The organism is Streptomyces sp. TLI_146 (assembly GCF_002846415.1).
Lineage (GTDB): Bacteria > Actinomycetota > Actinomycetes > Streptomycetales > Streptomycetaceae > Streptomyces.
Genome location: NZ_PJMX01000001.1, coordinates 267,731 through 281,665, shown reverse-complemented (window position 1 = coordinate 281,665; position 13,935 = coordinate 267,731). Strand labels below are relative to the sequence as shown.

Annotated in this window: 17 protein-coding genes and 3 pseudogenes; 6 read left to right on the top strand and 14 right to left on the bottom strand. The window is 65.9% G+C overall.

The window, feature by feature from the left end; genetic code table 11:
• Nucleotides 1–43 precede the first annotated feature (43 nt).
• A complete protein-coding gene (locus BX283_RS01275; protein ID WP_143676333.1) occupies nucleotides 44–2,296 on the bottom strand; it encodes a helicase associated domain-containing protein in 2,253 nt (750 codons plus the stop codon).
• 1 nt (nucleotide 2,297) lies between these two features.
• On the opposite strand from BX283_RS01275, the gene BX283_RS01270 reads away from it, so the two are divergent.
• From BX283_RS01270 to BX283_RS39920, 4 genes are all read left to right on the top strand, one after another.
• A complete protein-coding gene (locus tag BX283_RS01270) occupies nucleotides 2,298–2,984 on the top strand; it encodes a polymorphic toxin-type HINT domain-containing protein (protein ID WP_101385834.1) in 687 nt (228 codons plus the stop codon).
• A gap of 128 nt (nucleotides 2,985–3,112) precedes the next feature.
• Entirely contained in the window at nucleotides 3,113–3,466 is a 354-nt protein-coding gene (locus tag BX283_RS39925; RefSeq protein WP_180356997.1) for a hypothetical protein, read from the top strand.
• Between the two features lie 615 nt (nucleotides 3,467–4,081).
• Nucleotides 4,082–4,222 carry a hypothetical protein gene (locus tag BX283_RS42085; protein ID WP_180356996.1) on the top strand — a complete coding sequence of 47 codons (141 nt, stop codon included), beginning with the start codon at nucleotides 4,082–4,084 and terminating at the stop codon, nucleotides 4,220–4,222.
• 132 nt (nucleotides 4,223–4,354) lie between these two features.
• The gene (locus tag BX283_RS39920) at nucleotides 4,355–4,840 is read left to right on the top strand and encodes a hypothetical protein (protein WP_143676331.1); all 486 of its coding nucleotides are present in this window, start codon (nucleotides 4,355–4,357) and stop codon (nucleotides 4,838–4,840) included.
• A gap of 24 nt (nucleotides 4,841–4,864) precedes the next feature.
• Here the strand turns inward: BX283_RS39920 and BX283_RS01260 are convergent, their stop codons facing one another.
• The 11 genes and pseudogenes from BX283_RS01260 to BX283_RS41245 form a co-directional block, all read right to left on the bottom strand.
• Complete coding sequence (locus tag BX283_RS01260; protein ID WP_257581674.1) at nucleotides 4,865–5,644, bottom strand: 3'-5' exonuclease; 780 nt, start codon at nucleotides 5,642–5,644, stop codon at nucleotides 4,865–4,867.
• A gap of 213 nt (nucleotides 5,645–5,857) precedes the next feature.
• Nucleotides 5,858–6,148 (bottom strand): barstar family protein, encoded by a 291-nt coding sequence (locus BX283_RS41265; protein WP_257581673.1) that lies wholly within the window; start codon nucleotides 6,146–6,148, stop codon nucleotides 5,858–5,860.
• Between the two features lie 184 nt (nucleotides 6,149–6,332).
• Nucleotides 6,333–6,683 carry a hypothetical protein gene (locus tag BX283_RS41260; RefSeq protein WP_257581671.1) on the bottom strand — a complete coding sequence of 117 codons (351 nt, stop codon included), beginning with the start codon at nucleotides 6,681–6,683 and terminating at the stop codon, nucleotides 6,333–6,335.
• A gap of 82 nt (nucleotides 6,684–6,765) precedes the next feature.
• Complete coding sequence (locus BX283_RS39915; protein WP_143676330.1) at nucleotides 6,766–7,398, bottom strand: hypothetical protein; 633 nt, start codon at nucleotides 7,396–7,398, stop codon at nucleotides 6,766–6,768.
• Between the two features lie 68 nt (nucleotides 7,399–7,466).
• A complete protein-coding gene (locus BX283_RS42080; RefSeq protein ID WP_306822766.1) occupies nucleotides 7,467–8,513 on the bottom strand; it encodes a polymorphic toxin-type HINT domain-containing protein in 1,047 nt (348 codons plus the stop codon).
• A 676-nt stretch (nucleotides 8,514–9,189) separates the two neighbouring features.
• A pseudogene (locus tag BX283_RS42355) lies at nucleotides 9,190–9,822 on the bottom strand (hypothetical protein); the annotation flags it as partial.
• Nucleotides 9,758–10,188, bottom strand: a pseudogene (locus tag BX283_RS41250) (transposase); the annotation flags it as partial. The pseudogenes BX283_RS42355 and BX283_RS41250, both read right to left, overlap by 65 nt.
• 154 nt (nucleotides 10,189–10,342) lie before the next feature.
• Nucleotides 10,343–10,465, bottom strand: a pseudogene (locus BX283_RS42350) (IS701 family transposase); the annotation flags it as partial.
• A gap of 60 nt (nucleotides 10,466–10,525) precedes the next feature.
• The gene (locus BX283_RS01230; protein WP_101385830.1) at nucleotides 10,526–11,092 is read right to left on the bottom strand and encodes a hypothetical protein; all 567 of its coding nucleotides are present in this window, start codon (nucleotides 11,090–11,092) and stop codon (nucleotides 10,526–10,528) included.
• A gap of 10 nt (nucleotides 11,093–11,102) precedes the next feature.
• Complete coding sequence (locus tag BX283_RS40335; RefSeq protein ID WP_180356995.1) at nucleotides 11,103–11,267, bottom strand: hypothetical protein; 165 nt, start codon at nucleotides 11,265–11,267, stop codon at nucleotides 11,103–11,105.
• Nucleotides 11,268–11,311: 44 nt separating this feature from the next.
• Nucleotides 11,312–11,638: a hypothetical protein gene (locus tag BX283_RS41245; RefSeq protein WP_373979520.1), complete on the bottom strand. Its 327-nt coding sequence runs from the start codon at nucleotides 11,636–11,638 to the stop codon at nucleotides 11,312–11,314.
• A 153-nt stretch (nucleotides 11,639–11,791) separates the two neighbouring features.
• Here BX283_RS41245 and BX283_RS01220 point away from each other — a divergent pair, with 153 nt between their 5' ends.
• Both BX283_RS01220 and BX283_RS40330 read left to right on the top strand, forming a co-directional pair.
• Entirely contained in the window at nucleotides 11,792–11,983 is a 192-nt protein-coding gene (locus tag BX283_RS01220) for a hypothetical protein (protein ID WP_101385829.1), read from the top strand.
• A 352-nt stretch (nucleotides 11,984–12,335) separates the two neighbouring features.
• A complete protein-coding gene (locus tag BX283_RS40330) occupies nucleotides 12,336–12,500 on the top strand; it encodes a hypothetical protein (RefSeq protein ID WP_180356994.1) in 165 nt (54 codons plus the stop codon).
• On the opposite strand, the gene BX283_RS01215 is transcribed toward BX283_RS40330, so the two are convergent.
• Both BX283_RS01215 and BX283_RS01210 read right to left on the bottom strand, forming a co-directional pair.
• The gene (locus BX283_RS01215) at nucleotides 12,491–12,934 is read right to left on the bottom strand and encodes a hypothetical protein (protein ID WP_257581666.1); all 444 of its coding nucleotides are present in this window, start codon (nucleotides 12,932–12,934) and stop codon (nucleotides 12,491–12,493) included. The two genes, BX283_RS40330 and BX283_RS01215, sit on opposite strands and share 10 nt — an antisense overlap.
• Nucleotides 12,931–13,386 carry a transposase gene (locus BX283_RS01210; RefSeq protein ID WP_373979519.1) on the bottom strand — a complete coding sequence of 152 codons (456 nt, stop codon included), beginning with the start codon at nucleotides 13,384–13,386 and terminating at the stop codon, nucleotides 12,931–12,933. Before BX283_RS01210 ends, BX283_RS01215 begins: the two co-directional genes overlap by 4 nt.
• Between the last annotated feature and the right edge of the window lie 549 nt (nucleotides 13,387–13,935).

Here is a 13,935-nt window from a genome sequence, read left to right as displayed (position 1 = left end):
CTCAACAACCAAGATCAGCCGTTTACTGGACACACCCGAGCCTTCAGGTGAGGAGGCCGAGGTGTTCGGCTTCCCGAAGCTGGCCGGGAGTGAGGCGGTTGCGGCGGTTGCGGGTGTTGCTGCGCCAGATGCCGAGGCGTACCTGCTCGTCGCGGAGCCCTTCGCCTGCGTGGTCGATGCGGATGGTTTCCTGGTGGGCACGTGGGACCCGTACATGCCCTTCCCGTGCCGCGTATTGGCGTAGCGCGGCGATGCCCCGCTCCCATGTGGTCGCGGTGGCGGGCAGCACGACCGGGCCGGTCTCGAGGGCGGGGCGGGTTGCGGTTTCGAGTTCGGCGGCGGGTACCTGGACGCCGATCTCGGCCAGCCGCGCGCGCTGCCCTGCGTTCAGGCTCTGCCAGGAGTGGCGCTGTTCGACGAGCCAGGTGCCGATGTCGTCGCCGCCGACCATGAGGCCGGGGGAGAGGTGGGCCAGCTGTGCCCCGCCGGTCAGGCACCATTTCACCTTCGCCCAGTGCCGCTGCCACACCAACGGCCACTCGGGATTCCAGTAGAGGTCGATCGCCTCGAGCTGCGCACGCCGCCGCTGAGCCCGCTCCGGCTTCTTCCCCAGCCCGTGAGGTTTGCGCAGGTTGGACAGGTCCCGCCCGATGGGCTGTCCTTCGAAGACGGCTGCCAGCGGGGCGGCGAGGGTGCCGTGTTCCTCGTAGTAGCGGCGGAAGAGAGCGATTTTCGCCGCGAACCGGGCATCGGCTCCCTCCCACTGGACCCCGAGCTCGTCGAGGAGCTTGAACCGCCAGGCCCGCAGCGTCCCGTCCCGGTGGGCCCGCCGCTGCTCGGCGCACCACTGCCCCAGCGCGTAGGCCAGCTCCTGCCCGAGCTCGTCGCGCTCCTGCCCCGCGTCGGGCTGCGCCTTGGCCTGGGGGCTGAGCAGGACGCGCTCTTGCAGGGGCACGCGGGCATGTCCGTGCTCGGCTACCCACCGGCACAGCAGGTTGTAGCCGGTCAGCCAGATCTCGGACTGGGGCTGCAGCACACGGGTGCGGAGGAACCGTGCGACCGTGAGGGCGTCGCGCGGGGCGAAGAACCGCAGCAGCGCCGCGTCCTTTGGCATCCCCTCGCCCCCGGCCGAACCCGCGTCCACCTCGGCGCTCTGCTGCTCCCTGCCGGTGACGGCGTCGCGGATGTACTGCGGGTCGTCGACGAGAACCTCCTCGGCCGTCCCGCGGCCGCTGTGGTCCTGGCGCAGGACGAGCTTCTCGATGATCTGCTCGTCGTGGGCGCGCAAAGCCTGCAAGATCGCTACCAGTGGCCGGTAGCTGGGGGAGGACATCATGTCGCGCGGGTCCTCATCGGCTCTGAGGAAGATCGGCACGAGGATTCTTGCGATTTTTCCCTCGCCGGGCTGCTGGCGCAGAGCACGCCCGGTGTTCTGCACGACATCGACGACGCTGCCACGGGTGTCCGCGAAAGCGACCGCGTCGACACCGCGCTTGCCGGTGAGGTCCGCGCCTTCCCCCAGGAGCCTGCACACGGCCAGGAAGCACATCAGCGTCTCGGCGCCGTCGTCGTCGACACCGTCGGCGAACTGCCCTGCCACCCGACGACGATCCCCCATCGAATGCTCGCTGGACAGCCACTCCGCCGCGATCCGGGCGGGGTCCGGATAACGCCCAGGATCGCTCTCGTACAGATCGCAGGCGACCGACAACAGACCCCGGGCGAACTTCATCGCATCCCGGGTCCGATGGTGAAAAGTGATCACGGACCGCAGCCCGCTCTCCTTCCAGTGCGCCAGCAGCGCGGCCTGCAGAGCCGCCACCCGCCGCTCCCGCGCCTGCTCCTTCGCCAACTCCTCCTCGGCGGCCGGATCACGAATCTCCAGCACGTCGATCTCGAACCGGGCAAGGATGCCCCGCTCAATCGCCTCCAGCAGCCCAAAACCGATGTGCCGGCCGTAGATCTCCTCATCGTCCATGGAAGCGACAAGCTGCCCACCCAGCCCTTCCCCCTCGGACGCCGAACCAGCCCTGCCCTGTGCGGGACTCGGGATCTCCCACAGCCGAGGCGTCGCCGTCATGTACAACCGACGGTCCGCCAAGATCCGCGTGTTGTCATGGACGACAGCCCACGGCTTCCCCACCGCCCCGGACGTACGGTGCGCCTCATCCAAGATCGCCAGGTCGAACCGGGCCAGCCGCTGCCCGAACACCCCTGCCATGGCCTCCTCCAGCGGCCCCGGCACCGCATCCGCGCCCTCGCCGCGAGGCTCAAGCGAGGAGTAGGTCGCGAACACCGTGACCGGCCCACTGCCGCCCCACAACGCCAGCCGAGGCGCACTCGTCGTGCACCGCACCCCCAACTCCCGCAGCTGTGCCTGCCCCTTCGAACACGAGCTCACCCTCGCCACCCGCCGTGGCTCTGAACATCTCACGGCAACGTATGAACATCCTTTCTGGTCCCCCTCGCAGCATGCCTGGGTCAAGGCTGCAGACCTCCACCAGGGGATGACCCTGAGGGCCGTCGATGGAAGCACACCTACGGTCCAAGAAAACCACTCTTTCAGTAAGAGTGCCCGAACTTACAACCTGACGGTTGTCGACCTTCACACGTACTATGTGCTAGCGGGAGAAACTCCCGTCTTGGTTCACAATTCAGGGCCATGTAAGGAGCTAGTCCTCCCCAAAGTCGATTCGTTTGAACAGGCCCGCAACAAGGCATTGGAGCTCCTGGGCAAGATCGATCAGTCAACCCGACAGCCCTATGTTGGCCGCCTTGAATCAGCCCCAACAACGTATGGCAAGGTTATCGGGTTCACTACCCGAGTGAACGGAGAGTTCAAGAGGTTCCGTATGGACTATGATCCTGTCAAGGGACCCCACATCAACGTGGAAGTCGGCAAGGGGGACACTGCGCGCAAGCGGGCTGTTCCTTGGAATGGCACGGAAGAGGAGTTCGCAAAGATGCTCGGTGGAAACTCATGACGCTAGAGTCTGTGTACGGGACAAGGCCAGATCTCCTCCCCAGGCCACTGGTCGAGGTCGGCCGCGCGAGCGGCCAGGGCAAGGGGGCGATCTCGTGGGTTGCCCGACCTGGGGTGGAACTTCTAGGCTTGGAAGCTTTCCTTCAGTCCGAGCGTGAGAGCCTGGGAAAATTTCCACGGGACTCAGATGGATCTATCGCCTGGACAGATGTCGATAAACGATTCATCCTGGCGTCAGGGTCGATGGATGATGTGGAACCGCGCGCAATTGTGCGGCAATACGTGCCGACGGGCTACCTCACCTTCCTCTGGGGAAGTCTAGCAATCCCTGCGGTCGCGATGAAGGCAGAGATTGCGGCAGATTGCATTCCGGGAATCGTCGAAGCGATGCCAGAATTCCTCATCTATAATGCCGAGAGTCGCCTTGTGGTGGATTTTTCCTTCTTCGGTTTGCTGACCGTGGCTAACGTGCCAGGAGAATGAACCTCCGTATTTGATCCTTAAGAGAACGTGGCCAGGTTTGACCCGAGTCCACTCGGGTCAAAACTGGAACGCCTCGAATTAGGAACGTGTACGTAATCGCCTGCCCAGGCAGCAAGTGCGACTTCCTAAGGGAGTCGATGAAAGTCCCACAGGGGTAACACTGCTGGCCCGCCGGACCCACCGGCGGGCCAGCCTCATTTCCGGGATACCTTCACTTCCCCACATCTCGGCCCACAAGTGGACCATCAATCAAAAGTGAAGGATGTACGCGGTAAGTAACCGCAGGCAGTTTGTCGCGTGAGCTACTCCGAGCCGACTGGATGCCCCTCAGGTAGCCATGCTCCCCGAGGAGTCTGAGCGCCGGGGCCGTGGCGCTCACGGTGGGGAAAGCACGGCGGCGCGCCCTAACAAGTTCATTGCCTTAAAGCTGGTCGCCTTGGTCCGCCGGATCCAGCCGAGCACCAACTGGGCCATTTCACTGTCCGAGTCGGCCTCCATGAGGTTGAAGGCCGCCAGAGTGTGAGCGGTGTAGCACTCGCCGATTGCGACGGCGCTCAATCGTGGCGGCCTCAATGGGCTCGCCCCAGTTGCTAGCTAGACCGTGCCCGACTGAGGATGAGCCTGTACCGCACGGTGCTCGCCGAAGGGCTGCGCCAGGATCTGGTCACCTTCCTCGACTGCGAGCTGCTCATCCAGCAGTGGCCCGCGCTGCGGAACCTCATCAGCTGCCCGATCCGCGAAGTCTGGGAAGAATGAGGCGAGCTGTGGAGCGGGGGCCTGCACGATCTTTTAGCCCGATCTCCGTGCGTTTCGGGGCGACTGGTCGTTCCTCTCTTCGCTGACCACACATTTCGGCGGTGGACTTCGCAGGCCGAGGCGGAGATGGGTGTGACCAGCTTCTACAACAGAGCCGTAGCCGTTTTCGGCTATGCCGCAGGCGGACGAGTGGCCTGGCCCTACGGAATGGCCAACCCCGAGCGCCGCGCGGACCCCCCAAGCTTTGAGCAACACCGCGCCGAGCAGCGCGCCAAGCAAGAGATCACGGTTGCCTGGGCTGAGCAATACGGGCTCAAGGCAAACGATTCCGCCTACTGCCCGCGGTGGCTCGCGAAGAACGCAAGCCGCCGATGCCGCTGGGGCTCAGAGGGAGAGCGCACCCACTACGCGACGGGAGAGGACCAGCACTGGCTGGATCAGACAATCGGCTGGCTGAAGGACCGCGAGCCCGCCGCTCTCACCACCGCTCCCTACAGCATCGATAACGACGACCGCGCGCCTGGACTGGTGGTCCTCGGCAGACCCACGGCTGCGGATGGTCGCGGGCCCTGGCTGGTACAACTTCCACACGCAGCAGATCGTCCTGTGGCGTACTGACCGGATCGCGGAGATGGCGCCGGCTCAGGGCCTAGCGGGGTGGGGGCCCAGCCGGTCCCAGGGTGAGGGGGAGCTCATCGCAGCGGGGCCCAGCCGGTCCCAGGGCGAGGAGGAGATCAACGCGGCGACAGGGCCTGCGCTGGTCTTGCCGAATGACGGGCAGCGGTTGATCCAGGACAGCCCGCCCAGGTCGAGCGGCTGACGGGCACGGGTGACGGCAACGTAGGCCAGTCGTGCTTCCTCCAGATTGATGTCCGGCAGCACGTCCTCGTCATCCGTCTCTGTGGAGAGCGTCTTGCTGCCGTCCCTGGGCGCGAAGTCGGCCGCGATCCGCACGGCGTGCCACTCTCTGCCCTTGGACTTGTGGGCGGTGGAGACCACTACCTGTGCCTCGTCCTCGGGGCACAGGCGTTGCACGGCCTTGAGGACGACGCCAACGCCGTGGTCCTCGATGATTTCGACCAGGAGCAGCAGGTCGCCCCCGGAAGGATCGCAGGTGACGTACTCGTGCAGCTCTTCCCAGGTGGTGAAGAGCACCAGCTCCGGGTGGTTAGTACGGCGCCCCTCCTTGAGCTGCCCGGCTGCTCGGGCGAGCTTCTCCAGGGCCTCCCCGCCGCCCACCATGGCCACGCGCTTCCCCTCGGACAGCAATTCGAGGACTTCGTGGATCGCTCCGGCATTGGAGCGGCACAGGACGGCGTCAGGGTCCGGCACCGGCCCGACGGTGGTGGTCAGTTCCGGGTTGCCGTGCAGGCGCAGCGGGGACTCGACGATCGTCAGCCAGCGGTTGGCTTCCTCGGCCAAGATGGGGTTGCACCGCCGGACGCAGTCCGAAGCCGAGGGCTGGATCGGCAAGATAGATCGCATCGACCTGATCTTCACTTTTCTCCGCGCCGAGCGCGACGAGCCCCCAACGCCGAGCGAGCGACCAACTGTCCGCCTCGGCATCGCCTCACGCCGCCGTCCGCGCGAGTCCGGATGACTTTCCCCGGAACTATGTCGGGAAGCGTCCGGCTGTCACTGGAGGATGACGTTCACGCCCCGTTCCTCGAAGATTTCCAGGAGCAGGTCGAACAGGGCGATCTCGCGGTCGCCGACGGGTATGCGTTCTGTCAGTCGTGCCCGGGCCTGGGCCGAGGAATCCCAGTGCAGGGTGAAGGGGGTGGTGGCGCCCCAGCCGCCGCGAAGGCAGTCGTCCAGAGCGTCAAGGTTCCAGCCGAAGTACCCGCCGGGGCCGTTGATGGCCTCACCGATCGCACAGTAGAAACTGTCTTCGTCACCAATGTGCCGGCCGTCCACGGTGAACACCCGGCCCCAGGCGCATCGGGCTTCGACTGGCGCCGGTACCCCCGGGACCACAGGGCCACCGACAGCCACGCGCGCCTGTCCTGCGGTGCGAGGTCGTGCCAGATACCGGTGCGGTTCAGCTGACCGGTGCGCAGCAGGTCCCACACGCGTTCCGCTCCGGGCAAGGCGTTCTCACACCAGAGCGTCACCGTGAGGTCGACGAGTCCGGCTGCGCTTGGGCCGAGGGCGTGACGCCGATGACGGTGACCTCGCCAACGAAGTAGGACCCCATGGCAGCACCGTCACCGTTGAGGAGATCTAACCAGGCGTTCCCCGCCATGGCACGACGACGACCGATATGACCGACGCTCTTCAGCAGGCCACCCTGCGGCAGGCACCCTTCAAGGCGCACTCGGCGTGCGCCATCCTCACCCGGCACTGGCGTGAAAAACCCCTCAGCCCCGTGAGCAAAGCCCCAGAAGTCACTCTCGTCCTCGTCCGAGGCCAGCGCCAGCGGCACCACGCACAGGCCAGTGACACCCTCACCCAGATTCACACCTGCAGTCTCCCGCGGCATCTGCTGCAAAAGGAGGCGGGTGCACCGGGATTCATTCCCCGGTACACCCGCCGACAGGAGACTATCCGATCATTCCCTGATCATGGAGCCATTCAATGTCTCGCATATATTCTGGGAATTTCTTTGACCGCTTCGGGGCCACCGCTACGAACGAGTCAAAGGGGGTCAGCGTGAATCGGCTGGCCCAGATTCCCGCGAATCCAGGGAGATCCTCTGGTTGGATTCCTTGAAATTTTTCACGCTTCAGGAGAACCTGCGTTTCCGGATCATATCGCACCAGCTCGCCAGGAACCCCAAAGAATGACGCGTCGGTGAAACTGGCCTCTGAAATATCGAGCGCCCATTCCACCTGGTGATATTTCTCAACCATTCCAGTGACGTGTCGGTCCCTGTTCGGGAGGGTCGGGGTCGGGGGCCCTACCATGATCGGACCGATTTTCCCCTTGAGGACTACGCGACTGAGTACGCAGCCATAGAGACTCGGACTCTGCTTGGTCTTGAGCTCGTTGACGGTCACGTTGTCGAAGTAGACACCTTGGACGGACACGCGTTCCACTGCGCATCGGTCAACGACAACGTTGCGGACTTCGAGCCCGAACTCCGGGTCATCGAACTGGGCGAGTACGCATGAACGGAGCGTATTTCCTGCCAGTTCAATGTCCGAGAATGTGCGCCCCGAACCGAGGATCTTCACTCCCTCGATCGTTTGTCCTTCAATACGAGCTACCAACGTTCCCTGCCTCCTTGCGAGTCGCCATCATTCTAGCTTCCCAACTGGAAGAGCTTCGCCAGGAACTCGTTCGACGGGCTCGGGTAGGTGAATACCTGGTAGCCACTGGTTATGTAAGGCCAGCGCATGTGATCATCCCAAGAACTTCGGCTAGGTCCGGTGATGTCCACGTCGAATGCCTTTCCGTTCACGGTGATACGGAAGTCCGTTACCCCCTGCCCAGGCTGGGAATTACCCATGTGTGTGACGTTAGTGTCACCCAAGACCTGTGCATCTTCAGCGATGGCCCTCTCCACGGCAGTCCCGTAGAACAGCCGCATCAATCCAGGCTTTTCCTTGGCCTTCCGCAGCTCTCCGTCCCTCAGGAACACGCGGAATTGATCCGGCTTCATGTTGGCCGCGCGTCCCATGGCGGCCTTGATGCGTGAGTAGCTGGCCTGGCCGGGGACGCCGAGTGTGCCGATGGGGTTCTTGCACTCAGAGTTGTGTACGAGGACCGGGGTCGTCCCTGCCAGGACGTAGAAGCTGTGCAGGTCGTCGATGGTGAGGGTGTAGGTACGCGCGTGCTGGTTGAAGGCGCGGTTGGCTTCGACCTGGACGGTGGTGCCGTCTGCGCTGAGCAGCGTGTCGCCGGGCTCAAGTGCGCTCGCGTTGAGCCACTTATGGGCCGAGGGGCTCCAGAACGGGTGCTCATAGGTGGCGGTAATCTTCTCAAGGCCCTTGTGGGTTTTGAGAGTCAGCTCGTTGAAGTGCTTGTCGTCCTCGGTGGCGATCAGCTGAGTGACCTTGCGGCGGCCCGTTTCGCCCGTGAGCGGGTCCGTCGCGAGGACCTCGTCGCCTGCCTGGATGTCCTCGATGCTCTTGGTGGTGCGGTCGCCCAGGAGGACCTTGGTCCCGGGCAGGAAGCATCGGGTGCATGGCGAGGCGATGTCGCTCAGGCCATCGGCGACCTTGCCCAGGAGCTTGAGCTTCTGGCGAAGGATTTGGTCCTTCATGAGTTCGGTGCAGGCGTCCAGGTCGTAGTCGTGAAGGCAGCCTTCGACCTGCCCGACGCCGAGGACGTCCTTTCCTACCTGCAACAGCTGCTTGGTGACCTGTTCGAAGGCCGGGCCGCGTGCGAGGACATCGCAGTAGGCCTCGTGGTGCTGGCACCAGCGGCCAGGGTTCTCCTGTGCCTCGCAGCCGAAAATGCCGCACCGGTAGCGCTCGCGGGCCTGCTCGCCCGGGTCGTTGCGCCGGGCCTCCTCCCTCGGCCCTCAGCTTGGTTTGCGCGGTCTTCAGCGCGTCCTTGGCCGCAGCGAGAGCCTCCTTCGCGCTCTTGCCGGCAGCGGTGGCCGAAGCACGTGCCTCGCTGGCCGCATTCCATGCGGCAGCGACAGCGGTACGTGCCCCTTGGACAGATACCTGGGCTTCAGCTGCGGACTCCGTCGCCCGGCTGGCTGCCTGCGTGGCGTCGGCGGCCGCGTTCCGCGCGACCTTCGCGGAGGCGGCAGCGGCAGCGGCAGAGGTTTCGGCCTGCCTGGCCGAGGCGTCCGCCTGGTCGGAGTACTCCTTTGCCTTTTGCTTGGAAGCCTCGGCTTCCTTAGCCGCCTTCGCCGCCTCGCCTGAGAACTTGCGGGCGTCCGCAGCGAATTGGCGGGCGTTGGCGGCGTTCTCCTGGGCCGTGGCAGCGATACTCGCGGCGTCCGCGATCAGCTGTTCAACCTGAGCGACGTGGGTGGCTGCGAGCTCGTCCTTCTGCTGGGCCTTGAACTGGCCGGCGGACAGGAACGTGCTAACGGCTGCGTCGTCGCCCTGGAGCGCCTTCTCGGCCGCGTCACGCACCTTTTGAAGAGAGCTTCCGCTGGCCAGGTCTTCGGCCTGGTCGCGCTGTTCCTGGGCGACCGCGTCCTTCCAGCCGGTGCGCACGTAGTCGACGACGTCGTCATCCGTACCGGAGAGCGCCGCTTCGGCTGCGGCCACACCCCAGGAGCCGCGGACCTGGACCGCCACCAGGGCGGCCTTGCGCCCCTTGGCGGCGAGAGCCTCGAGGTCGGCGCCGGGCTGGGCGGCGTCCGTGGCGAGACGTTCCAGCTCGGTGTCGAGGTCCTTGACCCGCTGGGCGTCCGCGGCCTTCTTGGCCTGGTTCTTCTGCTCCTTGGCCTTGAGGTCGCGTGCGCGTTCGATGGCGGCATTGGTCCGGGCGGCCAGACCCTCAGCGCCGATCTGGAGTGCCCGATCGTGGGCGGCTTGTGCCTTGGCGACTGCGGAGGTCGCTTCGTTGGCGGCGTCGGTGGCGGCCTTCGTGTGGGATTCGGCCTGGGTTGCTGCCCGGTAGCCCTCGCCGGCGTGATCCGCTGCGTCGTCGGCTGCCTGGGCGGCGTTCTCCGCTGCGGGCGATGCGGACACCGATGTGCTTGCCCCAGAGCCATCGTCGCAGGTGGGGGATGTCGTACGCCTTGTCTGCGTGCAGCCGTGTGGGTTTGGAATCGGCTGCGTGGGTTTCGTGTCCCATGTGGAAATGGGACAGCATCGGCTTCAGGGCGAGGCTGTCGTGGGTGTTGGCCGCGGAGAGTCCGACCCGGAGGGGCAGGCCGTCCGCATCGGACAGGATGTGCATCTTGGAACCGGGCTTACCCCGGTCCACGGGACTCGGACCTGCAAGTTCGCCCCCTTTTTCGCGCGGACGTGAGCCGAGTCGAGGACCGCACGGGACAGATCCACCAGGCCCTGCTCGTCCAGGAGCTGGAGAACCCGCTGGTGCAACCGTGCCCAAGTCCTGGACGGCAGACCGTGAGCGGTGCCAGGCGGCCAAAGTCCTCGTCCAGGCCGCACTCGTTCTTGGCGGCCTGGAAGTGCGGCCAGCTGACCGGCCCCTTCTGCGCAGTCTCTGACGAGAAGTCAGCAGCGGGGCCGGCTCGAGCCCCTGATAGAGTTCGCGGTCCACCAGAGCCCGCCCGCGTGTGGTGGCGTAGGCGGCGAACACCCCGATCTGACAGTTGTCGATCGGCCGAACGCCGCCCCCACGCGATAGCTGTTCCCGGCGGCCAGCGACCGTCCCGTGGCAGGCCGAGAGCCTCGCGCAGACGCTGGCCCGCCGGATCCCGTCGTTCTAGGCGGGAAAGTCCCGGGCCTTGATCTTCGCCATGCGGCCGTCGGGGTGATGGAAGACGAGCCCTTCGGCGTGGTCGACGTCCGCTAGCTGCAGCACGGTGGCCCGCAGCTCTCCGAACGTCCGGCCGGGCAGGGAGATGACGTCAGCCTCGGCGTGGGCGATAAGCCAGTGCCTGGGCTCGCCTTCAGGGTTGCCGTTGATCTTCGGGCCGATCAGTTCGTAGGTACCGGGCTTGAAGGCTTCCGCCGCGAACTGTGCTTTGTTCGCGAGCGCCTCGGCGTGGAACTTGGCGAAGCCCGACTGCTGGACGGGTTCCCAGCCCACGGTCCGCCCGGTGATGTCGTCGGTGCTGATGGCCTGGAAGTCCGGTGGTGGGGTCTTGCCGGGCTTCACCTCACGGCGGGCCCACCAGGCGGTGCCGTCGTACATGACGCAGGTTCCGTCGTACTTGCGTGTGGCGACGCCTTCGCCGGCGAGTACCCAGGTGCAATCAGCGTGGACCTGGTCAAGTACGTAGCGGCGGTCCTCGGGGTTGCGGACGAACAGAGTCGGGATCTTCTCCATGGGGGGCTCCTCAGTGGGCGCGGAAGTGGCAGGGGCAGATGCAGTGTCCGCCACGGTCATCGCTCTCGTCACAGAATTTCCACTCGTCCGCGATCTTGCCGGTCCCGTCGTACGTGACTGCCAGCGTCTGGCCGTACTCGTGGTCCCCATGGCGGAGGTCGTCCTCCGTACTCACGGCGCCGCCCCCGTCCCGTCGAGGGCGGCTTCGAACAGCCCGCGCTACTCCGGGCTGAGTTGGGCGCATCGGCTGGGGCTGATGCGCAGGGCGCGGCAGAGGCGGAGCAGCCGGAAGGCGTCATCCCGGTCGGATGCGGTCAGGTCGGTGTCGTCGCTCTCGCCTTCAGGCTGGGTGTGCCAGCGGTGGTCGTCTCCGCAGAGCACGCAGAGCCGGGAAGCCTTGAAGGGCAGCTCTCGGCGGCCAACCCCGGGGAGGATCCGCCGTATCCCGCCGCGGGGATCCTCGACGTCGCCGTGGAGCCGAGGGATGGCATGCAAGTGCACGTGGTCAACGGTCCGCCCAGCAGCACGGCCCTCGTTGACGCCGATCGTTTACCCTTCCGGCTGGTACTGATCGTCGATGATCGCGCGGGTGGCGGCCAGAAGCTCATGCATGTCGCCGACCTCCATGGGGTGAGGTCGAAGAGCGACTCAACATGCCGCTTGGGGACGATCTCGGCGTGGCCGGGGGTCGCTGGGTAGTTGTCCCAGCGGGCGAAGCAGGTCTCGTTGGCGGCGATGATCCGGTTCGCCTGGTCCCCGCGCAGGCGGGGGATCTACGAGAGCAGCCACACGGCCCCCGACCTCGATCCCGGTCTGTGGCTGGTGACGCTGCCGGTCGCGGACATGGCGGCGCTGCGCGGTTGCGGCTCGGCTGTGTCGTGTGCCTGCTGAGGCCCTGCCGAAGCGGTGAGCCGGGCCGGTACAGGGCGTCGGGCCGCTTCGAGCTGTCCCTGACAGAGCTGCAGATGGAGTCCCCCTCGCCTACGTGTTCTTCCTCGAGCGCATCGGTGGCGCTGCCGCAGTCGCCAACTGCCTTGGCCGCGAGAACGTCATCGTCCCTACGCCCGGGCATGCGAGCACGCCCAGGTGTCACAGCGCTCGGGGCTGACACCCCTGCCAACTCCCGGTGAGCACGGCATGCGTGTCGACTGCCTCAGGCAATTGGGCAGCAGGTGCTACTCGTCTGCCGTTTGCGGGCTGGGCAGGCGCCGGGCGAGGGACTGCGCCAGGTTCTGGGCCTGCCATGACCACGCGTGGTGGTCGTCAGCGGGGCGTGCTGGGCGGCGTTCTGGCTGTGTTGCGCGAAGTGCTGCAGGACATCGACGATGTCCTGCGCCTCCTCATGGGTGATGAGGAGGGCGTCATCGTGGTTGCTATCCATGCCCGGGCAACTCGCTTCTATGGCTGAGAGTTACGTGTGCCGCCGTGTGAGGGACGGGCGTGCCCCTCGTCCGTGTGAACGGCGGCGCAGGGCCTCGACGTGGGCGGTCGGTGCTCGATCAGCAGCCGGGCCTGCGAGTCGTGGGTGGCACCGAGGATGTAGAGGGCGTGTTCGAGGAGCTCGCGCGTCATGGTCGGCATGGCGGCCGCCAGTGGTTCGACGAGGTCCAGGGGCAGGCGGTGGTGGTTGAACGCCTCGCTGATCGAGTTCAGGGCGGACTCGCGGACCGTGGTCATCGGTTCGTTGACGGCCAGGCTGACCAGGTGCCCGACTGCCAGGCGGGCTGTGTCCGCGTCGAGTGCGGTGCCGCGCAGGAGGTCCCCGAGGCTGTCGGCGGCGACATCCCGACGGTTCGGATCGCGGTCGGTCAGCGCTGCGAGCGCCGCAACCATGTCGTTCATGCCCCTACCTCGGATCGCTCGACCAGAACGCCGTTCTCGAAGCGCGCGCCAGCGCGGACCAGGGACACCAGGTGGGCACCTGTGATCGCGCGCCATCGCGCCCGAGCGGACTCGACCAGATTGAACACCATCGTGAGCGCGGCCGCCGGGCTGCACGCGCCGCCGGTGACCTTGGCGCGGAGCTTGACGGTCGAGAACGTCGACTCGATGGGATGGGCGGTCCGCAGCTGGATCCAGTACTCGGCGGGGGAGTCGTAGAACGTGAGCAGTTCCTCTGCGTCGTCGGTGGTCTTGGCGACGGCCTTCGGGAACCTCGCACCGTAGGTCTTTGCGAATGCCTCGATGGCCTTCTCGGCATGGCTGCGGTGCACGGCAGTGTAGATCTCCTGGATCGCCTTCGTTGCCCCGGGCTGTGCAGACTTGGGCAGGCAGGTGGTGACGTTGCGGGTCAGCGAGCTCGCCCACGCCGCACTCGATACGTCCAGTGCAAGGGGAATGCGGGATGGCCTACGGGATGCGAGTCCTATGGCGGCGGTGGGTCTGTCGTAGCCGCCGGAGACACGACCGGCCAGGGAGGACGGGAAAGCCGCCTACACAGCGTAGTTGCGCCACCAAGCCACCGGGCCAAAAAGTCCCGAATGCACCACGGCATCCCGTGCAAACAGGAGGTGTGGCTTCCGTCACTGCGCGCAGCCACGGTGACTGATCCACTGACCCGATGCTGCTGAACCTCATTCTCCGCGTCCTGCCGTTCTGGGTCCGCGAACCCCTCCTCACGGCTGCCGCGCTCATCCTCGGGGGGCCAGCGTCTACTGGTTGTTCAGGAGCGGAGAATGGCAGCATGCCGCGTTCGCCGTCGTATTCCTCGCGCTGGCCATCCTGCGTATCGCAGCAATGCGCCGCGAGTTGAGATCCCGCAGCCAGCGGGCTGCACACACTGCCTGACAGCGACGACGTCAACCTTCCCTTCCGGATGGCACGGGCCCAGATCTCGTCGGCTT

Coding starts and splice junctions, on each gene's coding strand:
- BX283_RS42085 (WP_180356996.1), top strand. CDS start 4,082: ATGAGCCTGTACCGCACGGTGCTCGCCGAAGGGCTGCGCCAGGATCTG.
- BX283_RS01230 (WP_101385830.1), bottom strand. CDS start 11,092: ATGGAGAAGATCCCGACTCTGTTCGTCCGCAACCCCGAGGACCGCCGC.
- BX283_RS40330 (WP_180356994.1), top strand. CDS start 12,336: ATGACCACGCGTGGTGGTCGTCAGCGGGGCGTGCTGGGCGGCGTTCTG.
- BX283_RS01215 (WP_257581666.1), bottom strand. CDS start 12,934: ATGAACGACATGGTTGCGGCGCTCGCAGCGCTGACCGACCGCGATCCG.